This is a genomic window from Niastella vici (assembly GCF_002077945.1).
Classification (GTDB): domain Bacteria; phylum Bacteroidota; class Bacteroidia; order Chitinophagales; family Chitinophagaceae; genus Niastella; species Niastella vici.
The window spans coordinates 177,817-200,548 of record NZ_LVYD01000050.1; the positions used below are offsets into that span (position 1 = coordinate 177,817).

A 22,732-nucleotide genomic window follows, 5' to 3' on the forward strand; every position below is an offset into this window, starting at 1 on the left:
AACTGCTTTTCCCTGAAACTTGTAACCTGTAACAGGTTCACCTCCTTCAGGGGGCCGGGGGGTATTTCTTTAAGATCTTCTTCGCCCGGCTTCTAAACGCAGGCCCCTCATACGGCCACCGTTCTTCAATGATAAGCTTTAATTCGGGCTTGATATCGGGGTATTGGGCGCACAGATTTTCGAGAATGGTCAGGGAGAACGCCTTGATGGCTGGAAGGATCTCGTTGCCGGCCACGAACTCGAAACAGGTATTCATTACTTCCCCATGATAGCGTTCGGGAATGTCGACATACTGTAGTAACCGTACAATGTTCCGCACCACCGCGTTGTGCACCCCGGGCTTTTTCAGCAGGGGCAGGATCTGTTTATAATAGGGGCCTATCAGTTCGGGGTGGTTTTCCACGCAAATGCTCAGGGGCCAGCCTGCCCGTTGGGTTACCCGGTACTCGCCTTTTAGAAATAACTGCATCAGTTTTCCAAACCGTTCTTTATCGTCGCCCACATACCGCACAATCTTTTCACATTGGGTTTTCGAATGCTCCTTTTCGATAGCTTTTAATAAATCCATATAAATTTGAAAATTAGCCAATTTTAAAATTCAAACAGCTAATCAGACAGATTGCCAAAACAATAAATACTATCAGATGAAAAAGTCAGGTTACCTATTGATCGTTTTTCTAATTTTTTCAATCACCGCCTGCAACCATAAAAAGGGCATTGTGGTGTTTCAAACCGATTTCGGTGTAAAGGACGGCGCAGTAAGCGCCATGAAGGGGGTGGCCATGGGCGTTGACCCCGACCTGAAGCTGTACGACCTTACCCACGAGATCCCGGCCTACAATATCTGGGAAGCCGCTTACCGGTTACAGCAAACGGCACCTTTTTGGCCGGCCGGGACTGTTTTTGTTTCGGTGGTTGATCCCGGGGTTGGCACCAGCCGCAAATCGGTGGTGTTGAAAACCAAATCGGGCCATTACTTTGTTACGCCCGATAATGGAACGCTTACATTAATATCTCAATCGCTTGGCATTGAATCGGTACGCGAGATCAACGAAGAATTAAATAGAAGGAAAAACTCCCAGGCTTCCTACACTTTTCATGGCCGGGATGTATATGCTTATACCGGGGCAAGGCTGGCGGCCGGGGTTCTCCCCTTTGAACAGGTTGGCCGGGAATTACCGGCTGCCGTAGTCACCATTCCGTTCCAAAAACCTGTGTATCAGGGTGATTCGATCATGGGTAACATACCCATTTTGGACATCCAATATGGTAATATCTGGACAAACATTAACGATTCGATTTTCAAAGTGTTACACGTGGAACCTAAAGAAAAAGTGGAGGTAAATATCAATAGAAATGGCGTCCCGGTTCTTAACCAGGATATTGAATTTGTACATACGTTCGGCGAGGTGCCCGAAGGGAAAACACTGGCCTATATGAACAGCCTAATGAACTTTTCCCTGGCCATTAATATGGGGAATATGGCCGATTCTTTTCATATAAACAGCGGACCGGAGTGGAATATTGTAGTTCGTAAGAAAAAACCAAATTAATTTTTACACATTTTTCCCTAATTAGTGGATAACCAGGCGAGTAGGGAAAGGGGGAAGGAAGCGGTTTTGCAGCCAGGAGACCGAAACACAAATCAAGCATCCATTTATTGATTTACAATAAAATACAGCACTCACCTACTTTTTAAATTAATACGATCTGCCATGATTTATTGGAAATTTTGGCTTTGAAATCATTCCATTGATAGCCAGGTAAAGAAATCCTGGTTATCAATGGAATTGATAGCGCCACTACTTCTAATTTAATTTCAGAAAGAATTAAAAAATAGCTGATAAATAAATTCTTGCATTGAATGACTGCAACTGTAAATTGCTTAGTCCTAAATATGGGTTTGCTTAAATTAAAAACGTTGATAATGGACTATTGCCAGGAAGGCGCTAATTAAAAACTAGCCGACCATCCCTTATCCCAACATTCCCAAGATCCCAATCAATATCCTATTTATCTCAGCCCAGCTTTCAACACCCTTTCAATCATTCCATCCATGGCATTGCCTTCGATCCAGCGGGCGACAATGATGAGGTCATTTTCGGGATCAACATAAACAATATTACTACCGGCGCCAATATGGGCAAAAGCAGTGGCGGGCGCATGGGGATATAGCTTCTTATCGGTATTCAGGTAAAAATTCATGAACCCATAAGTGGGCTGAACCGGAGTAGGGGTTCTGGCCATTTGCAGCCAGCGTTCCGAAATAAGTTGTTTATTATTCCACTTTCCATTGCGCAAGGTGAGGTAGCCAAAACGGGCCTGGTCGTAGGCATTTATAAATAAACCGCCGCCCCAGTGTGAGTGGCAACGATCACTGCAAACAGCAAATGTTTCATAGTATAATAGTTCCGTGGTCTTTGTGTGATTAATATTCTAAGATAGGAGCTAGATCATTAGTTTTACAACTTATTATTGCATTCAGAAAGGAATTAACCACGCATCAAAACAAGACGTTCGCTATGACAATTAAAAATCTGCATATCCCCCGGCGTTCGAACCCAGGAGAAAAAGGTATTACGGTGCTGGCAGGTGATATTGGCGGCACAAAGACCAACCTCGCATTTTATCAGGCTACGGAAACCGGTTTGAATATTTTGAAGACCGGCAGATACCCCTCGGCCGATTATACCTCCTGCGTTGCCATTCTGCAAAAATTCTTATCAGAAAATAATTGTTCCACCCCCGACAGGATCTGTTTGGGCGTGGCGGGTCCCGTACTCAATGGCAGGGTAGACCTTACCAACCTGAGCTGGGATATAGATATAAAAGAAGTGAAAGGCGCCATGGGCGTTGAGGCGGTATTCTTATTGAACGACCTGGAATCAATGGCCTATGGACTGGCGGGTTTAACAGAAGACGACTTCATCACCATTCACGCCGGTAACGAAAACAGTACGGGTAATATGGCCATCAATGCGCCCGGAACCGGTTTAGGCCAGGCCGGCATTTACTGGAATGGGGAAAATCATTTTCCTTTTCCTACAGAAGGAGGGCATGCAGATTTTGCACCGCGCAATGATACTGATTTTGCCCTGCTGAAATTTCTGCAACAGAAGTATGGTGTAGTAAGCTGGGAAAAAGTAGTGGCCGGCCCTGCCATTGTAGATATTTACCGGTTCTTACGCGATGTAAAAAAGATGGAAGAACCAGCCTGGTTAAAAGAAGAATTGGCAAAAGAAAAAGTGGATACAGCGGTGATCAGTGGTGCGGCCATAGAACAAAAAGCCGCCATTTGTGTTGAAACTATGGAGCTCTTTGTACGGTATCTGGCGCGTGAATCAAGTAACCTGGTGCTAAAAATGAAAGCCACCGGCGGTTTGTTTTTGGGCGGCGGTATTCCACCCAAAATTGCACCTTTGCTGTTACAAAAACAATTTATGGAACATTACATGGATTGTGACCGGATGCAACATTTGCTGGAGAATATACCGATCAGGATCATCAAAAACGATAAGACCGGCTTAATAGGAGCCGCTTATTACGGCGCTTACTTAATGTAAAAGCAGTAGAAGATCATAAAAAAGAGAAACCCGGTTATGCATGACCGGGTTTCTCTTATAAGTTTACTTTTGTTGTGATTCAGAAGACAGCTGCATGTTGATATGCATGGTATCTTTCTTAGTGGTATCTTTCTTTTTCTTTGGAGTAGTATCCTGTTGCATGTAATTTCCATTATACTCCTCAGCACGAACCGGATGGTTTGAAATTACCATTGTTGCTGCGAAAATGCAAAGACCAATGCCTGCCGCTAAAAAGCTTCTTTTCATAACTTTGAGTTTTTAATATGTAAAAAATGTAATTAAAACAACTACGTCGGGGGGCGGGTAGGTCTACTAAATCAGGTTTTCAGCAATCGTAGTTTAGAATTGTTAGGATATCAATATATTAATAAGAATCATGCCAAAATAATATTCATCATTTAAAAAATAGAAAAAATAACCTATCTGTATTTTGTTAACCAATTCCCATCTCTTCTTCAATAAAGCCTTATTATATATTGATAATCCAAAAGATATATTTCACTTTACAATATTATTACCGCCCATTCGTCTACCTGAAAATACCTTATTACCCGTACAAGGCACTTAACAAAAGCATATTTATATAGTAGACAATGCAGGTTTCATGAACAACCTGATCATTAGCATACAACATTGATTTTAACATTAAACAGATAAACGCTTTATATGGCTCGTGGCAACAGACAGGATAACGGTACCCGTAAACCGGATATGCCCAAAGCAAAGCTCACCAAAGAAAATCTGAAAGAAGCCTTATTGATTTTCAGTTACCTGAAACCCTATCGCTGGTCATTTATAACCGGGTTATTGTTTATCGCGCTTTCCAGTGGCACAACGATGGCCTTTCCTTATTTCTTAAAAAAACTCATTGATAGTGCGCATTCGTTAAGCCAGGGGCAGCATGCTATTGCGCCCGGCACCATTGCTTTATGGATGCTGGGGATATTAACCCTGCAGATGATCTTTTCATTTTTCCGCGTTTACCTGTTCTCCTACGTTGGGGAACATGCGCTGGCCGATATGCGCAAAAATGTATTCCAGAAAATGATCATGATGCCGATGAATTTCTTTGCGCAACGGCGGGTAGGGGAGTTATCGAGCCGCATCAGCGCCGATCTTTCGCAGATACAGGAAGCCGTTACCGGTATGCTGGCAGAACTTTTGCGTGGTATACTGACCCTGATCATTGGGATGATATTAATATTTGTACTGTCAAAGTCGCTGGCTACCCTTATGCTTTCGGTGGTGCCGGTGATCGTTGTCATGGGTGTTATATTCGGTAAAAGGATCAGGAAACTGTCGCGCAATACACAGGACCAGCTGGCCGATTCCAATACCATTGTGCAGGAAACCCTGCAGGGCATCAGCAATGTAAAATCGTTTACCAATGAGTGGTATGAAATTGGCCGGTATACGCGCAGCTTGCAACAGGCGGTAAAACTGGCGGTAAACAATGGCCGCTTTCGCGGTTTGTTTGTTTCTTTTATATTACTGAGCATTTTTGGCACCATCATTCTCGTGGTTTGGTATGGTACTACCCTTGTACAGGCTGGCACGCTTTCGTTTGGTGGCCTCACCGCATTTGTTGTATACACTGCATTTGTTGGTGGCAGCATGGCCGGCTTTGCCGACCTATTCAGCCAGTTTCAAAAAACACTGGGCGCCACCCAGCGTGTACGTGAAATATTGCGCGATCCTATAGAACCCGTTACAGATACGGATGAACCGGTGCTTGAAAAAAATAAATTACAGGGCGCCGTTACATTTGAACATGTGGCATTCAGCTATCCATCGCGCAAGGAATTACATATATTAAAGGACGTTACCATTACCGCAGCGCCCGGTGAGCAAATTGCTATTGTAGGTCCCAGTGGCGCCGGCAAATCAACCATTGCCGCTTTGTTGTTACGCTTTTATCACCCCGACGAAGGCAAATTGTTATTTGATGGCAGACCAGCCGATGCTATTCCATTAACGCAGCTGCGCAAACAAATGGCGCTGGTTCCGCAGGATGTGATCTTGTTTGGTGGAACCATCAGGGAAAATATTGCCTATGGTAAACCCGGCGCCACACAAACCGAAATTGAAGAGGCTGCACTTAAAGCCCATGCACATGATTTTATCATGAGCTTTCCTGAAGGATACGATACGGTAGTAGGGGAGCGAGGCATTAAATTATCGGGTGGACAACGCCAGCGGATTGCCATTGCGCGGGCCATTTTGAAAGACCCGGTTATTCTGGTGCTCGACGAAGCCACCAGTTCACTGGATTCTGCTTCGGAATCAGTGGTACAGGAAGCATTGGAGAATTTGATGAAGAACCGCACCTCCTTTGTTATTGCCCACCGGTTATCGACTATTCGCAATGCCGACAAGATCATTGTGCTCGATAAAGGCCATGTTGTAGAATGTGGCACTCACCAGCAATTACTGGCGCTGGAAGATGGATTATATAAAAGTTTGAATAAACTACAGCTGGAATGGAAATCGGAGGAGTTGTAAGTTGATACCGGTTGCAGGTTACAAGTTTCAGGTTTCAGGGCTTTTGCAACATAAAACTGCTTTTCCCTGCAACCTGTAACTTGTAACTGCTTCTTTACTCGCCATTGACTTTCTCATTAAATTGACATTAAATTTCAGTGCAAGCAACTGGGTTTCCCCTTTTTCGCGTCTTATAGCGCGACCGGCAGGCAATTCCCTGTAAACCGGTGTATAAAAAACAATTATTACTGCGTGATGAAACCTGTATTAGCACTGTTATTAACAAAACTTGTTGCAATATCCTTATGGGCCCAGGTCGAAAATACTCCCCGCAATCACTCTGCTTCGGCTGGCGCCGGAAAGCTGTTCGGCAGAATAGTGGATGCCAAAAACAATAAAGGCATCGATGCCGCTTCTGTACAATTATTCCTGAAAAAAGACGGTCAACTGGCCGGTGGGATGTTAACCAAACCCAACGGCGATTTTGATATCAGTAATATTTCCACTACCGATACATTCAAACTGGTGGCTACTGCCATAGGTTATGCTAAACAGGAAATTATTATAGCATTTGATAGATCAGCCAACCGAAATGCAACCGCTGAAAAAGACCTCGGCAATATCAAATTAACCGCCGAGTCGCAATACCTGGGTTCGGTAACAGTAGTAGCCCAGAAACCAGCGCTGCAAATGGGAATCGACCGCAAAACATTCGATGTTGAAAAGAACCTGTCCTCTGCAGGTGGAACCGGTATCGATGTTATGCGCAATATTCCTTCTGTTACTGTAGATGTGGATGGGAATGTGCTGTTGCGTAATAACTCACCCCAGATCTTTGTAGATGGCCGCCCTACTATACTTACTTTGGATCAAATTCCTGCCGATAATATCGAACGCGTTGAGCTCATCACCAATCCCTCAGCAAAATTTGATGCAGCCAGCACCGGCGGTATTATCAATGTGGTGTTGAAGAAAAATAAAAAACTGGGCCTGAACGGTCTTGTTTCGGCCGGCGGCGGTTCCCCAGACATATACAATGGAAATCTCGCATTGAATCTTCGCCAGGGCAAATTCAATTTTTTTGTGAACGGGAATTTTAATCACGCTGGCGGACGGGCCAAATCGGAAACTTATCGCCAAAATAAAGAAAACGGCAATATCGAGAATTACTTCAACCAGTTTGCCTTCACCGATCGCAAACGCCAATTCTATTCTATAAGATTTGGAATGGATTACTTTTTAGACAACCGCAATACGTTTACACTGACGCAAAATTTTGGCGGTGGCCGTTTCACCAACAATGAAGATCAGCACCAGGAATATTATGACATAAACTATGTGCCTGAACATTATGGTTTCCGTACAACAGATGGTAAGTCGACCAATGAACGCAGCAGCACACAGTTACTCTTCAAACATAATTTTGTTGAAGCCGGTAAATCGATCAGTGCCGATGTCAATTACAACCACGGCAGCAATAACGACAATACCAGTATTCTTAATACCTATGCATATCCCGATGGGTCTGTTTATTCGCCCGACAGCCGGGTGCATAATACCGGCACAGGCAGCAATGACCAGGTTACCATTCAGGTTGATTATGTTGACCCGCATGGTGAAGATGGCAAACTGGAAACCGGCATACGTACATACATAAATGACTATACGAGTACATTCAATGCTTTTTCGATAAACAATGCCAGCGAAATCAAATTGCCGCTCAGCAATAATTACAAGTACCGCGAAATAGTGAATGCAGCGTATGCGACCTATACCGGTAAATTATGGGGAATAGGGTACCAGGCTGGTTTACGGGCCGAACATTCAAAATTTGATGGCGAGCTCGTTGACAGCGCCCGGAAATTTGGCTATAAGTTACCACAACAGTTTAAAAATTTGTTCGACGGATTGTTTCCCAGTTTATTCCTGAGCAAAACGATCGGGGAAGGACAGGAAATTCAATTGAACTACAGCCGCCGCATTCGCCGCCCTGATTTCTGGCAAATGAATCCTTTTGTTGATATCAATGATCCGCTGAATATCCGGCAGGGTAATCCGGCATTACGACCCGAATTCACCAATTCATTTGAATTCAATTATAATAAGACCTATAACTCAGGCAACTTTTTAGGCGTTATTTATTTCCGCAATACCCAGGGCGATATAACGCGTTACAGCGATACCATTACTACGGCGCAATACCAGCAATTGCACAACGCGGCCATTGATCCCAGTGCTATTTTAAATACGTTCGTAAATGCGCAATACCAGAACAGGTGGGGGTCTGAACTTACTTTACAACAAAAAGTTGGGCAGCAATTTGACATTACGCCTACAGTTGATCTGCAATATAAAAAGGTGAAATCAAACATCAACAATACCGACCTCAGCAATGAAGGTTTTAACTGGGAAGCCAAGCTGATCCTGAATTACCGGGTGGCTGCCAGATCGGGTTTGTTGAATAAATGGAGCTTTCAGGCAACCGGCGGATACGAATCGCCGGAAGTTATTCCGCAGGGAAAACGCAAGGAAATGTATGGGATCGATTTCGGTTTGCGCAAGGAGTTCCTGAAAAACAAAGCCACATTCACCTTTAATATCAACGACGTTTTCAACTCAAGGAAACGCGGTACCATCAACGACACAGAGAATTTTTACCAGGATTCATACCGCCGCTGGGATGTGCGCAGCTTCAGGGCAACGTTCACTTATAAATTTGGGAAGACCGATTTCCAGTTATTTAAAAGGAATAACGGAAATGGTAACCAGAATGAAAATATGGACAGGGATTAAATTCGGCAATCGGCAGCCGGCAATGGGCAATGGGCAATGGAAAAAATTTCATTGCCCATTGTCTTTTTATACCCCATTTAGGGGGCAGGGGGTATAAAATCAACATACATATATTTGAAATTGATGACCATTTCCTTAAACTGATTCATAATATCCTGGCCCAGATTGCCGTAGTATAATTTATCTTTTGTCTCTGAACTGGTTGTTTTAACTGCCACATCATTTAATAAGGCGAGTTGTGCAGCAACCCTAATGGGAATTTGCGGCAGGCTATAGGCTTTTATTTTGGAAATGCCGCCGGCGCCGCCAACCTGCATCACAAATGATTTGCCTGCCGAATCAATAAGCGACCGGTAACGGCGGTAAAACGGAGCATTTAAAAAAGTGGACTGGGCACCGGTATCAAAAGTAAATGCCAGGGTATCGGTATTGTAAACGACGGAGATAACAGGTATCAATTCATCGACCCCAAAATTGCGGATGTTGCGGTCAGTGGCAACAGGCGGCACTGTTATTGTTTTTTTGTTAATGTGTATTTCCTGTAATTGTTCAATAATAGGAAAACCAATGATGCCATTAATGGTGTACATACCATGGGCAAAAGAAAGGGCGCTGTCGGGGAAAACCATGAATACGGCATTCCTGACAATAATATTACCCATTTTTAATTCCCTGGCAATACCCAGGTTGGCGTACACCTCCAAACCGGTGATGGCAGTTACTTTAAAGCGTACGTTCAGCAAACGCAGGCTGGTTTTACGTGCGTATGTTTCCGTTACCACCGATAAATTAGCGCCTGTATCGAAAACAAAATCGAAGGTACTATCGGTAAAGCTAACCGGAATATTGATCAGTCCGGCCAGGTCACGGCGATAGGGAATCACGGTCTCACTGACAATAGTGGCCGTTTGCGGCTCAACATCCTGCAGTCCTTTCCAGATAATATCATAGTTACGGGCATCTTCCTGTTCTTCGGCCGACAACACATTGTGGTATTTGCGCAGCAGAAGCTGAGCAATCAAATGCGCCTCACGATATTGGTACAATTTACCATGGTTATCAATTTTTTTCATCAGCAAATTACCCACTTCGTTATGCGAAAGCTGCTTTTTATATTTATCAAGCAACAATGCAATTTCCTGGTTCGAGGTGGTGAGATCGTGAAAAAAATTATGTAAAAAGGCCTGGTAGTATAGTCTGCGGTATTCAGGCAGATCGCGACAGGCATCGCTGTTCAGTACGCGTTGCAGCTCAAAAAAATGCCGGTGAATCAATAAGCTATCGAGTTTGTTCGGGGTGGTTGCGTGCAAGGCAACACCAATGAAAAAGCAAACAAAAAGCAGGAATATTCTCATGAGCCCAAAGGTAAGCGGCTGGGTGGTAAGCCCCAAGATGGCTTTTACCATAACCGGGTGAATCCAACAAGATTATAATTGTCTTAACTATCTTTGCCCCGCTATGAATAAAAGTGAATTGATCAATGAACTGATTCGTACACGCCGGAGCGTGTTCACGCAACAATTTGAACCAGGAAAAGTTATTCCGGATGCAATCATTTGGCAGGCTTTGGAAAACGCCAACTGGGCGCCCAACCATAAATTCACAGAGCCCTGGCGGTTTACGGTGTTTACAGGAAACGGGTTGCAAAAACTGGCCGAACAGCAGGCCGAGATCTATAAAAATTTTGCCGGGCCCAAATACAAACAAAATAAATATGAACAAATGCTGGTGACGCCGCAGCAATGTTCGCATGTAATAGCCATTGGTTGTAAACGGCATGCCGATCAGCTGCCCGAAATGGAAGAGGTGGCGGCCGTGGCCTGCGCGGTTCAGAATATTTATCTCACGATCTCGGCTTATGAAGGCCTGGGAGGTTACTGGAGCACGGGCGGGATTACTTTTATTGAAGAAGCCAAGCCATTATTTGGGTTGGAACCGGATGATATACTGATGGGATTCTTTTACCTGGGTTATGTGAAAGTACCCTCTGTTTCGGGTAAACGAAAACCGGTGCAGGAAAAAGTAACCTGGATTGGTTAAAAAGACGCCGCTTGTAGCGATAATGTTTGCTCGTTGGATCCGCTGGCTCACGGAGACCGTGTACAGCCATAGTTTCAGCACAGGCGCCACGGTGGCGCCAAACGAATTCAATGACTGGCCGCCGAAATTTTCCAGAATCCGCTTTAGCCGGGGCCGTTTAAAAAATTGGGATTGATTGAAGCAGGGCGCTGCGAATGAATTTCCGGGCGTTTTTTTGAATGCTGGAGATGTTTTTGGCGGAATTTTTGCGCCGGTTTTGAACGGCTGGCCGGTAAAATTAGCGCTCAGAATAATGTGGTAGAATTTGCCATCCGGAGCCAGGAAAGCTTTAGTGGAAATTTTTGAAATTTTTATTGCTGCGGTAGCCCAGCCAGATGAAGATCACTGGAATAAACAGGATTAAAATCAGGGAAATTAAACCAAGCATATTAATGAGTTTTACAAGGACTCGGATCGTTTATTGAACGCATAAAGTATTTAGTTTAGTATAAGTATTTACCCCATAGCCGGCTAAAAATTCTATAAATCCGGTTTATTTGATCTGCATCATGTTTTCACGCATTAGCGGCTGATTAGCCATTTCTTACACGATTTACATACCTGTACAGTCTTCCGGTTAAGTTATAGAAACTAAACCATAATTAATATTATGTTAAATAGAGTATTTGAAGAAAACTAGCCTTGAAAGCCCTGGTTTCCCGATTAGTGATTTCTCCGCCAGCGTCAGAAATTCCCGGCGGCTCGCTTCCCTTCTTTGCATGCTCATATGAATCTTATTTTTGCCGGCAGATGCCGCCAACAAGGTGACAAAAACTCACCACCCTTTCCAGGACTTTCCTACGCACGAATTTCACCAACTGACACCGCTTCTGCTTTTGGGTATTTTATAAACCTGATTATGATGGCTTGAAGATGGCCGCCAGCAACAGGCATACAACCGGCTATTAGCCTTTTCCCGATTGCGTTCTGTAAATTCCGATCAACGTTAGAAATACGCCTAGCCCCAGCGACAAGCTGATAATAGAGCATAATTTGCCCACAAAAAGATATTTAAAATAAAAAGCAACAACGGAGGCAAACAGTAAAACCGGTATACCCTTCCAGGCGACTGTCAGCAGGATGCCGCCCAGTTTTGTCAGGAATTTTGTACCCGGTTTCTCCTCATCAGGATTTCCAGGGATGCCCATGATGCTGATAAACATCAATAAATATCCAATAAGATTAAAGGAAAGATAGAGCAGGATATTTGCCTTGAATAAATGCATGCAATTAAAATTTGATAGTGAACCCTGATCCCCGCCGGTGCATAACAATTTTCTGCCAGCTTTTTTGATCCCCCGCTAATTTCCAGCGGCTGATCTCTCAGCTTTCAGATCAACAAAAAACTGTTCAATCACTTCCCTTATGCCTGCCGAAGCAATTACACGGGTGGCCGTTTTACGGGTAACAAACGCATTCTTGCCAATTGGCGAATGTGGGTCCTTATCAGTTATATCGTTACAATACGTTTTTGAAATATTCTTGTATCGCATCTGCATCTGACACAGTCCATGCGCTGTTATGGAACCAAAGCCTATCAACCGGGCATCCAGCGCCTCCAGATAAACTTTTAAGGTATCGCTGGCCGCTGAATCAAGCACGATACCCGATTGAGAAAACAAATTCTGAAAATACTCCCCGACCTTCGCTGTGCCGGTTTGTCCCGTAAACTCCGACTTATTATTAATTTCAGTTTGTGAACAAGGTATTGCAGTCAGCTTCAGACTGTCGCGCACGTCATATAATTCAACCCGCATTTTTAGTCCGGTAAAGTCGTATTTGTTTATAGTGGGATAAAACTTAAACGCTTTGCCTGGTAAAAAACCGTGTTCCGGCATAATGGCCGCTCCAATTGAACCCGACATAAAAACCGGACCAATAACATAAAAAATTTGTGCATGGGTCGTTTTAACGGCCATCGTTATAAGCAAAGCAAAAAACAGTTGTCGCATTGGCATAATTGTTAGAATAGCCGTGAAAATATTACATAACCGCTGTTTTTGCAAGCTCAAACCCCTACCCAGCTATTTTTTCACGCTTGTAAGCCGGTACAATCCCGCGCCATGTTTATTGATACGTACAGAAAATGCAGCGCTGAACGATCCTACTTGTTTTCCGGTCCACAGGTCCTGTACTTTACAGTTTTGCAAGCCCAGTTCCTTCAAATTGATCTCGATGTTTGCCGAAGCTGGTGGTTCCGGCTCCGATGGCTGTTCTGTAAATACAAGGAAACGCACTGTTGCCCCTACATTCTGGTCGACGCCGGCTTTATCGAGCCCGGCCATAGCGGTAAACCGGTCAATACCCTCAGGCAGTTCATATTCGATCACTGAATTGGCGTGTACGCCGAGGCCGGCCGCATATTTTATGCCTTCCACGGTCAAATCGCCGCCTGAAACGGATCTGTTTATCCGTGCTTTGCCCCAACCCGACGTGGCTTTGGTCCATTTGAGTGTGGTTAAAGCAATGGTGTCGTTGCCTTTATGCAGCACCGGATCTATCCAGTCGGCATGGTCCCAATCAATATTTTCCACAGAAGAAACTGCCAGATAAAGCTTCCGGCTGCCATTCACCGGCACATTTATCATTTCTGATTGATGCTGCCGGTTGATCTCCATGCTTTTCCAAACAGCCTTGCTTTCGATCATCTCCTCCTGGTCTTCGATATTGAAAACAGCCAGGAATTTATCGCCATTTACAGGGTCTTCGGCTATCCAGGCTGCCTGTTTTTCATTGCGGAAAAGCGGCCGGTTGTTGATGCTTTTATTCAGCACATACAACATGTTCTTATTGGTAATAAGTGAATCGGTAAATGCATCGTTATCGGGAAAATTCCCGCCAAACATCAGTGGCGACTTAAAAATGCTCCAAAGCGTCATCAAAGTATATTGTTCATCGCGGGTGAAATTGGTCATTCTTGGATCCCCTCTTTCGGCGCGAATACCTATACGGCCCAATGGCAGCATGTCGCCATCGGGATATGCGCCAAATGCGCGCCATTTATTCCACCGTTCAAACACTTCAAAATGTTCTTTCAATTGCCGCCAGCTGTCCCAGAAATCACCCACTGTGCGCCACATATTAGCGTGTTGCTGCACATGTTCGGCATGATCAACAGGCGTTTCGCCGGGCGATGTGCTCAACACGATGGGGCGGCCGGTTCTTTCAATGGCCTTGCGGATCATTTCTACTTCACCTGAAAAATAAATGGGCGACGACAGGTCGTCGACCTTTACAAAATCGAGCCCCCATGAGGCATACAGCTCAAAAATTGAATTGTAATACGCCTGTGCCCCTGCTTTATCAGGTACAATGGTGTACATATCATGCAGCCAGCGGCACTGGTTAGCCGGGGAATAAATATCGCCGGCAGTGAGTTTGGTACCTTTTACAGGTAGATTCCTTTTTACCGCAATAACCGGTACGCCCCGCATAATATGAATACCGAATTTCAGGCCTTTTTTATGCAGGTAATCGGCCAGTGGCTTGAACCCTTTGCCGCCTGCAGCTGATGGAAACCGGTTCACCGCTGGTAAGAACCGGCCAAAACTGTCGATATTATATTCCGGATCTTTTTCATTGTAGCCATGTGCTTTATCATTGCCTACATACCAGCGGATGTCTACTACCACATAGTTCCAGCCCGATGATTGTAACCGGCTGGCCATATAATCTGCATTTGCCTTTACCTCTGCTTCTGTTACGGTGGGGCCAAAACAATCCCAACTGTTCCAGCCCATAGGTGGTGTAGGCGCCCAGTTATGAAAATCCTTTTTATTACCCGTTTGTGCCTGTGAAAGAGATACAGCTATAAGGGCAACCGTTACCAATAATGACTTCATGTATTGATGAATTAAGATTTTAACAGGAGTGATCCTTGTCATGTAGCAGAAAATAAAGATAAGCGATGCGAAGATAAAAAAAACGCAGCCTGGAAAAGCTGCGTCAAATTGATTGAAAAATTAAACCCTTAAACCCATGCGCACGATTGTTCAGCGCATAAGTAAAGGTAATGGCCAACAATCATTTGATAAATAGGTTTCTATTAAAACAGAATTAAAATCCACCTCATGCAACCATTGCATACATGAACGCGTCGCCCAGCTGATATACGGTTATATTAATTCTCCGGCTCCGTTCAGAATAGAAAAAGCCCCCGGTTTATCGGGGGCTTTTTCAAAAATCGTTTATACCTATTAGTGCTTTCTATCGATATTATTGTACTTATCAGTGTACTTCGTTACGTTCTCCTGTATTTTCTTGATATCTGCATCGATCGCTTTTACACCTGCTACATCTTTTTTAGCTTCTGCCTGGCGTTTCTTTTGTTCCAGTGCATTTACTTTTTCTTCATTGATGATGATCAGCAGATCCAATGCATTCTTCAGGTTGTCTTTATCTTCCATTTTCAGCTTACCCTGCACATCGAGCAATTCATCGACTTTAGTTAAGTAAGGCACTGCCTGATCAAACTTTTGAGCGGTTTGTGCACGCAGCTCATCCTTTTTCTTTAACTGGTCGGGCGTTAATTTAACGGCACCGTTTGGACGAATATTCTTGTTCTCATTATTGATCTCAACACCCTGGTTGTAATAGATCTGGCCCAATACCATGTTGGCATTTGCAAAATCAGGCTTTTTTTCCAGGGTCTTGTTCATTACTTCTACCGCTTTAGCGATCAGGTCTTTTGAGTTGGCCGGGCGTTTGCTGGCATCCGGATCATACCCTGTTTGGTATAATTCAACACCATAGTTGAACAGGAACAGGTAATTATCAGGATTTTCTTTGATAACCTGCTCGTATTTTTTGAACAGGTCATCTTTAGTGCCTTTTTCACGGGCCAGGTCGAGGTCGAAACCCGTCCAGAAAGGATCGTTGGGATAAACCTCTTTACCAAGCGCAGAGAATTTGGCTGCATTGGTTGCATCGTCTTTTCTGCGATAGTAATCGGCCAGCCATTTATAGATTTCTACAAAACCCTCGCCTTTTGCTTTGGCTTCGGCGATCTTTCCATAATAAACAGCTGCATCATCGGGCTTTTGCGCCTTTTCAGCTGAGATACCAGCGTACAGGGTAGTTGTGGTATCCAGTTTTATGGGAATAATACCCTTTGATGACAACAGGTCGAATACAGCCAGTGAATTTTTAAAATTCACAAAGGCGTCGTTGTAATTGTTGGCATTATAAAAAGAAGCCGCATCTTTTGAATACCCTGTATACAGCTCAATCAGGGGAGCATTGTTATCGAGGGTCAATTGAATGTTCCTTTTTGCTGCATCTTTTTCTTTTGATTCCAGATCGAGGTATGTCTTCATGGCTTCCAGCGCTGTGCCCCGTGCATCGGGTATCGATGATTTCAGGGAAGAATCAGCGGCAATGGCGCCATATATTTTTGCCTTTGTATACCAGGCGTCAGCAACGGTTTTATTTTTTTCAACGGCCAGAACGTTGTCAATCTCCGTTTTTGCATCGGTGAGCTTTTTTTTGCCGTAGAGGTCTTTGGCCTTTTCAAGTTTCTGGGCCTGTGACAAGAACCCAATTACAGCGAGCAATGCTGTCAGAAACAATTTTTTCATCTGAGAATATTTATTGTTTTAGCCTATGTCTTAAAAATTTGAAAGCAATTCACAACTTATTAGTACTTCTTGCACTCAATTATTTATTCATTTTCCGGGCTCTCTTCCGTTCCGGGCTCATCCCCTTCACCGGAGGCCTCAGTATTTTCATCAGATGCAAACTCATTGCCATCGGTTGTCTCTGCTACTGCATTTGTATCTGCCTGGGCTTCTGTTTCGCCATTTTCTTCATTCACTTCATCCTCATTATCATCGAGTTTGGTGATGGCGGCAATTTCGTCGCCGTCATCAAGGCGAATTAATTTAACACCTTGTGTATTGCGGCCCAGCTCGCTGATGCCATCTGCCGGCATACGGATGGTCATACCGCTTTTACAGGTGATCATCAGGTCTTCTTTCTCGGCTACATCGAGCATACCAACCAGTGAACCGGTTTTGTCGGTAACGTTGAGGGTTTTCACTCCTTTTCCGCCCCGGTTGGTGATGGGATATTCTTCCAATTGTGTTCTTTTTCCGTAACCTTTTTCGCTCACAACCAATACGCTACGCGAGTTATCTTCCTTGCTGACACATATCATGCCAATAACTGCGTCATTATCATCATCTACGTCAATTCCCGATACCCCAATGGCGCCGCGGCCGGTTGCCCGTACCTTTTCTTCGGGGAACCGGATGGCGCGACCGCTTTTCACAGCCATCATGATCTCGCTATTGCCGTTGGTGAGCCTGGCTACCAGCAACTCATCCCCTTCCACAATGGTAATGGCGTTCACCCCGGTTTTGCGTGGGTTGCTGAAATCTTCCAGCTCCGTCTTCTTAATGATACCTTTTTTAGTACACAGCACAATGTTGTGTCCTTTTACAAAGGTTTCATCTTCGAAGTCTTTTATGTCAATGATTGCTCTAACCTTATCGTCGGGTGGTAGTTGGATCAGGTTTTGAATGGCGCGGCCTTTGGCAGTTTTGTCGCCTTCGGGTATTTCATAAACATTCAGCCAGTAACAGCGTCCTTTTTCAGTAAAGAACAGCATGGTATGGTGCGTAGAGGCCACGAACAGGTGTTCGATAAAATCTTCTTCACGGGCTTTTTGGCCTTTGGCGCCCCGGCCACCGCGGCGCTGGGCGCGGTACTCAGTAGCAGATGTACGTTTGATATAACCGAGGTGAGAAATGGTGATCACCACATCTTCTTCCTTAATGAGGTCTTTTATGCGTACTTCATTATCGAGGTAAGTGATCTCGGTTTTACGAACATCCCCGAATTTATCTTTTACTTCGGTAAGTTCGGTTTTGATGATATCGTACCGCATGCCTTCATTTCCTAATATTTCACGCAGGTGCCCGATCAGGCGCATCAGCTCATCATATTCTTCCCTGATCTTTTCGCGTTCCATGCCGGTTAACCGTTGCAGACGCAGTTCGAGGATGGCGCGGGCCTGAATTTCATCGAGCCCCCAGCCGGCATTGATCAGGCTTTCGCGGGCAATTTCTGGTGTGGAAGAAGCCCTGATCATGGCGATCACTTCATCGAGGTGATCCAGCGCGATCAGGTAACCCTGTAAAATGTGAGCTTTCTTTTCGGCTTCACGTAATTCATACTGGGTACGGCGAACCACCACCTCATGCCTGAACTCCACAAACTCACTGATCATATCTTTTACGTTCAGTGTTTTGGGGCGGCCTTTCGACAGGGCTACGTTGTTTATACCGTATGAAGTTTGAAGTTCGGTGAATTTATACAGCTGGTTGATCACCACGTTGGCGATTGCATCGCGTTTGAGGTCGATGACAATACGGGTGCCTTCCTTTGCATTCGATTCATTGTTCACATGCGCAATACCTTCGATCACTTTCTCATTTACGAGCTGACCGATCTTATCGCACAATGCATCGCGGTTTACCTGGTAAGGCACTTCGGTGACAATGATGGTTTCGCGACCGCTGGGTTTGGTATCAATAGTCAGTTTACCACGCAGCACTACCCTGCCCCGGCCAAAATGCATACCGGCCCGTATGCCTTCCATACCGTAAATGATACCACCGGTAGGGAAATCGGGCGCTTTAATATGCAGCATCATTTCATCGATAGTGATCTCGCGGTTATCGATATAGGCTATACAGCCATCAATTACTTCGCTGAGGTTATGCGGCATCATGTTGGTAGCCATACCAACCGCAATACCGCTTGAACCATTCACCAGCAGGTTGGGAACCCGGGCCGGTAAAATAGACGGCTCCGTTTCTGAATCGTCGAAGTTGTTCTGGAAGTCAACGGTATCTTTATCGATATCCATCAACATATATTCCGCCAGCCTGTCGAGCCTGGCTTCTGTATAACGCATGGCCGCAGGGCCATCGCCATCCTGGTTACCATAGTTACCCTGGCCGTCTACAAGGGTATACCGCATGCTCCATTCCTGTGCCATACGCACCATGGCGTCGTACACCGATGAGTCGCCATGCGGGTGATACTTACCCAACACCTCTCCTACTACACGCGCCGATTTTTTATACGCTCTGTTATAATTCAAACCCAGTTCATTCATGGCGTACAAAATGCGCCGGTGAACTGGTTTCAAGCCATCGCGAACATCGGGCAAGGCACGGCTTACAATTACCGACATCGAATAATCGATGTAAGCCGTTTTCATTTGCTCTTCGATATTTACAGGGATTATACGATTCTGATCGTTTGTTTCCTGTGGGGTGAAGTTTTCTTCCATACTTGTTTTACAGAATGATTTACATCCGTTTATTGATCCTTTGGATGGGATGCGAAATTACCCTATTTAAGCGTGAAAACCCGGTAATTGAAGGGGTTTTTTAAGCCTAAATTTTATCAACAAATGTTAAAAAAAAGAGGGTAAAGGGCCTGGTTACATGGCAAACGATCAAAGGGGGAGTTCGATGATAAAGCTACTCCCCTGCCCTTCGGTACTTTGAACGGTAATGGAGCCGTTCGCCTGCTCTACAAACTCCTTGATGAGTATTAAGCCAAGCCCGCTGCCCCACTCGTTTTGGGTGCCCCGGCAGCTATATTTTTCCTTGCTCAGGAAAAGCCGTTCGCACATGCGCACCGGCATTCCAACACCGGTATCCGTAACGCGGAATATCACCTTTTTTTCATAGTTAAATCCATCAACGGTGACGCGGCCTTTTTCAGTGAACTTATTGGCATTGGTGAGCAGGTTCCTTAAAATGAAGCGCAGAATATTTTCATCCATACACAGCTTTACCAATTGGCTTGTTTGATTAATTAACCGGTTCTCTTTCATACTGGCCTGTACGGTGAGTTCGGTAAAAACACCATCAACTACATCTTTCAAACAGATCAGTTCGGGGTCGGGGTGTTGGGGTTGCAATTGTATATTTCCCCATAATACCAGGTTTTCGAGCAGGGCCATGGTGCTGTGCAGCTGGGTACTGCTTACATGCAAAAAATTGTTAAAACGATCAGGGTCGATGCCGTTGTGCTGATATAACTGGAACAGGCTTACAATTGATGCCAGCGGGTTTCTCACATCCTGGGCAATGATAGTAATGATGCGCCGTTGGGCCTCGGTGATCCGTTCCAGTTCTCTTAGGGTTTCGTTAACAGATATATCAGCTTTCATTATGCGTTTCAGGGTAGTTGCGGATTATAGAGGTATACAAAAGTTAAAAATGGCAATTGCACACCTGATAAGCAATCGTTATATCTCCGTTCTGTTCTGATTACAGAAAGGTTTTAACCCGTGTTACTGGTATTTACTTATGGTAAACAGGTACTGAGAACGTTATGGTGGAAAACTACCCGCATTTTTAACGTCTCTTTTTATAACTTTTCTACTTGACTATTTGGTACAATTACTGCCAAGGATTAACTTGCAGGTACGCTTAATTCACTCTCCCGGTATCCTATAAGAATCCCATTTAACCATCTGAGCCCGCGACCCGCTGAATATTTTTCTATTTATGAAGTAGCTACTACAGCTACCTGCTTGCATTAATTTTACAGCTTTTTTATAGTTATGAACACATACCTACTATTACGCGATAACAAGCAAACAGGCCCGTATACAGCGCAACAGCTGGCCGAAAAAGGTTTGAAACCATATGACCTGGTATGGCATGAAGGTAGAAGTGCGGCCTGGCGTTATCCCAGTGAAATTGAAGAGCTGAAAGCTTTTGCACCAGTGGTGGAAGAGCAGCCCTATGACCGTTTCTATAAAAAACCGGGTGAACAGGCAGCCGAACAATCATCAGCCACGGTTCAAACCCAAACCGTTCAGGAAACCCAACCCGTCAACAAACAGGCCGAACAAAAGGCCGCCAAACATATTTATGTAACCATGCCGGGTGGCAAAGCGGTAGCCAATACCACCACGCCGGTGGCCAAAAAAGAAGAAACCGTTAAACCGGTAGCCCAGCAAAACGACTGGAACGCCAATTCTGCCAGTGCCAAAAACACTGAAAAGAAAGCAGCTGCCGGCTCCTATATCATTTCCGAAGAAGACGATGAGCTGAACAGCGGGATGCTGAAAGGATACCAGAGCAGGAAGAAGGAAGATGATGAGATCAATAATAGCTATATGTCGGATTACGAATCCCGGAAAGCAGCTTATGTAAATAAAAAATCCGGCAGTTCTACCGGTTCTACCGGTTCTACCATAAAACAGCCAGCCGAAAAACCGGTTGTTGCTGCCGTTAAAGAAAAAGAAAGCTGGAGTACCCCCGCACGTAAGAAAAACCAGGGGGTTGATCTGAAAGCCCTGCTGGCTGGTTCAGGAAAATACCTGCAGGATAATAAAAATCTTACCCGCGCACTGGTAGCTGCGGTATTGATACTGGGTGGGGTAGTCATTGGCCTGGTCATAAATGCCGGCCATCGCCAACCCGATACAAAGGCGCTGGAAAGCCTGGTAAAAGAGATCAGGGAACAGCAGAATGAAAAAGCCAGTACAACCGGAGCAGCAACCGAAACGGTACAAAAGAATAACGAACCGCAGGAGGAAGCCCCCGGCAGAAATGACAATGCAAACAATGCCATTGCCGAACAGCCACCGGTTACCACTCCCGTTCATAATAACCCAGCCACCCAAAAAGTGCAGCATGCGGTTATTAAAAAAGAAAATAATATAGTTCCTCCACCTCAGCAGCAGCCCCAGCAAAGATCTATTTCGGTTACAGTGGCCAACACCACGCCGCAACCGGTAGAGGCAGCACCTGCTGTTATAAAAACCGAGGAAAAAGCCATTAATCAGGAAGTACTGGAAAAAGCCCGCAAAAACATCTATGAACAGGTTCATGTAGAAGCCAGCGCCTTCAAGACTGGTTTATTTGGTGGCATCTCTGACCTCGACATTACTTTGCAGAACAAAAGTTTATACCCGCTCGACCAGGTAGCTGTAGAGATCAAATATTTTGGGCCCGAAAAGAAACTCGTAAAAACACAAACCATCATCTTTAATAACGTTCCTCCCGGTAAACGAAGAACGCTGGACGTACCATCAACCAATCGGGGTATAGCCATTGATTATTCTATTACCAGCATTAACTCAAAAGCATTGGGATTGGCGCAAGCCGGTTTCTAAGTTAAGTTTCTACAGTTGTAATACGTTTTTCCACATTTATTGCGTCTGGCATAGTTTTTAGACCTTAAAAGTAGTTGGCACAGTTTTTTAAATAATAAAGAGCTTTTAAAAAATTGATTCACCGGGGAGTTAAAAACCTTTGCTATATGGATAAAACTGTTGCCACCCTGATTGGAGTTGTGGGTGTGGTCATTGGTCTTCATGCCTCACGTGCTATGCACCAGACAAACATTACCGGTAAAATATTTTCAGCCCGGGATTCAATTTGGGTATATGCAGTGAATGGTAGTGACTCCTTAAAAACAATGGTAATGAACAATGGTAAATTTCGTTTTACGGTTAAACCGGGTTCATGGAAGGTAACGGTAAAAAAGAATCAATTGAGCGATTCAGCCGGAACGCTCGTAGAAGTAGTAGAAGGCAGCACCCTTGATATGGGAACGATCATTCTGAATTAAAAATATTAAATAAGGGACGGTTCAAAACCAAAGAGCTCCCCGATTTATCGGGGGGCTTTTTTTATTCTATACACTAACGGCGTATTCTCAGTAACTTACACTCATATTAGTTTTCCATGAAACACATTCTGGTGTTCGGCGCCGGCAAGCCTGCAACATCGGATCAGGTTGAAATTTTGGGGGATTTA

Annotated in this window: 17 protein-coding genes; 7 read left to right on the forward strand and 10 right to left on the reverse strand. The window is 44.6% G+C overall.

The features are described 5' to 3' along the window. Nucleotides 1–46: 46 nt before the first annotated feature. The gene (locus A3860_RS20285; RefSeq protein ID WP_081149089.1) at nucleotides 47–568 is read right to left on the reverse strand and encodes a hypothetical protein; all 522 of its coding nucleotides are present in this window, start codon (nucleotides 566–568) and stop codon (nucleotides 47–49) included. 76 nt (nucleotides 569–644) lie between these two features. Between A3860_RS20285 and A3860_RS20290 the strand changes: the two genes are divergently transcribed. Next, on the forward strand, nucleotides 645–1,553 hold the full coding sequence (locus A3860_RS20290) for an SAM hydrolase/SAM-dependent halogenase family protein (RefSeq protein WP_081149091.1): 909 nt from the start codon (nucleotides 645–647) through the stop codon (nucleotides 1,551–1,553). Between the two features lie 460 nt (nucleotides 1,554–2,013). On the opposite strand, the gene A3860_RS42210 is transcribed toward A3860_RS20290, so the two are convergent. Next, nucleotides 2,014–2,247 carry a hypothetical protein gene (locus tag A3860_RS42210; RefSeq protein WP_317043502.1) on the reverse strand — a complete coding sequence of 78 codons (234 nt, stop codon included), beginning with the start codon at nucleotides 2,245–2,247 and terminating at the stop codon, nucleotides 2,014–2,016. Nucleotides 2,248–2,522: 275 nt separating this feature from the next. Between A3860_RS42210 and glk the strand changes: the two genes are divergently transcribed. Further along, complete coding sequence (gene glk, locus A3860_RS20300) at nucleotides 2,523–3,563, forward strand: glucokinase (protein ID WP_081149092.1); 1,041 nt, start codon at nucleotides 2,523–2,525, stop codon at nucleotides 3,561–3,563. 63 nt (nucleotides 3,564–3,626) lie between these two features. Here the strand turns inward: glk and A3860_RS20305 are convergent, their stop codons facing one another. Continuing rightward, nucleotides 3,627–3,830, reverse strand: coding sequence for a hypothetical protein (locus A3860_RS20305; RefSeq protein ID WP_081149094.1), 204 nt, complete (start codon nucleotides 3,828–3,830; stop codon nucleotides 3,627–3,629). Nucleotides 3,831–4,250: 420 nt separating this feature from the next. On the opposite strand from A3860_RS20305, the gene A3860_RS20310 reads away from it, so the two are divergent. Both A3860_RS20310 and A3860_RS20315 read left to right on the forward strand, forming a co-directional pair. Next, on the forward strand, nucleotides 4,251–6,086 hold the full coding sequence (locus A3860_RS20310; RefSeq protein WP_081149095.1) for an ABC transporter ATP-binding protein: 1,836 nt from the start codon (nucleotides 4,251–4,253) through the stop codon (nucleotides 6,084–6,086). A gap of 234 nt (nucleotides 6,087–6,320) precedes the next feature. Next, nucleotides 6,321–8,858 (forward strand): outer membrane beta-barrel family protein, encoded by a 2,538-nt coding sequence (locus A3860_RS20315; RefSeq protein ID WP_081149097.1) that lies wholly within the window; start codon nucleotides 6,321–6,323, stop codon nucleotides 8,856–8,858. Between the two features lie 77 nt (nucleotides 8,859–8,935). Here A3860_RS20315 and A3860_RS20320 read toward each other — a convergent pair whose 3' ends face one another. Continuing rightward, nucleotides 8,936–10,264: a retropepsin-like aspartic protease family protein gene (locus tag A3860_RS20320; RefSeq protein WP_081149098.1), complete on the reverse strand. Its 1,329-nt coding sequence runs from the start codon at nucleotides 10,262–10,264 to the stop codon at nucleotides 8,936–8,938. 52 nt (nucleotides 10,265–10,316) lie between these two features. Here A3860_RS20320 and A3860_RS20325 point away from each other — a divergent pair, with 52 nt between their 5' ends. Further along, nucleotides 10,317–10,898, forward strand: a complete 582-nt coding sequence (locus A3860_RS20325) for a nitroreductase family protein (RefSeq protein WP_081149099.1) — start codon at nucleotides 10,317–10,319, stop codon at nucleotides 10,896–10,898. Between the two features lie 944 nt (nucleotides 10,899–11,842). On the opposite strand, the gene A3860_RS20330 is transcribed toward A3860_RS20325, so the two are convergent. The 6 genes from A3860_RS20330 to A3860_RS20355 all read right to left on the reverse strand — a co-directional run bounded on the left by A3860_RS20330 (nucleotide 11,843) and on the right by A3860_RS20355 (nucleotide 20,127). Then, nucleotides 11,843–12,163, reverse strand: a complete 321-nt coding sequence (locus tag A3860_RS20330; protein WP_081149101.1) for a hypothetical protein — start codon at nucleotides 12,161–12,163, stop codon at nucleotides 11,843–11,845. Between the two features lie 75 nt (nucleotides 12,164–12,238). Then, complete coding sequence (locus A3860_RS20335; RefSeq protein WP_081149102.1) at nucleotides 12,239–12,889, reverse strand: hypothetical protein; 651 nt, start codon at nucleotides 12,887–12,889, stop codon at nucleotides 12,239–12,241. Between the two features lie 72 nt (nucleotides 12,890–12,961). Then, a complete protein-coding gene (locus tag A3860_RS20340) occupies nucleotides 12,962–14,779 on the reverse strand; it encodes an NPCBM/NEW2 domain-containing protein (RefSeq protein ID WP_081149104.1) in 1,818 nt (605 codons plus the stop codon). Between the two features lie 354 nt (nucleotides 14,780–15,133). Beyond that, entirely contained in the window at nucleotides 15,134–16,513 is a 1,380-nt protein-coding gene (locus A3860_RS20345) for a hypothetical protein (protein ID WP_081149106.1), read from the reverse strand. Nucleotides 16,514–16,596: 83 nt separating this feature from the next. Further along, nucleotides 16,597–19,236: a DNA gyrase subunit A gene (gene gyrA / locus A3860_RS20350; protein WP_081149107.1), complete on the reverse strand. Its 2,640-nt coding sequence runs from the start codon at nucleotides 19,234–19,236 to the stop codon at nucleotides 16,597–16,599. Between the two features lie 168 nt (nucleotides 19,237–19,404). After that, nucleotides 19,405–20,127 carry a sensor histidine kinase gene (locus tag A3860_RS20355; RefSeq protein WP_081149109.1) on the reverse strand — a complete coding sequence of 241 codons (723 nt, stop codon included), beginning with the start codon at nucleotides 20,125–20,127 and terminating at the stop codon, nucleotides 19,405–19,407. A 396-nt stretch (nucleotides 20,128–20,523) separates the two neighbouring features. On the opposite strand from A3860_RS20355, the gene A3860_RS20360 reads away from it, so the two are divergent. Continuing rightward, nucleotides 20,524–22,086 (forward strand): DUF4339 domain-containing protein, encoded by a 1,563-nt coding sequence (locus A3860_RS20360; RefSeq protein ID WP_081149111.1) that lies wholly within the window; start codon nucleotides 20,524–20,526, stop codon nucleotides 22,084–22,086. A gap of 146 nt (nucleotides 22,087–22,232) precedes the next feature. After that, nucleotides 22,233–22,544 carry a hypothetical protein gene (locus A3860_RS20365; RefSeq protein WP_081149112.1) on the forward strand — a complete coding sequence of 104 codons (312 nt, stop codon included), beginning with the start codon at nucleotides 22,233–22,235 and terminating at the stop codon, nucleotides 22,542–22,544. The last annotated feature ends 188 nt before the right edge of the window (nucleotides 22,545–22,732 follow it).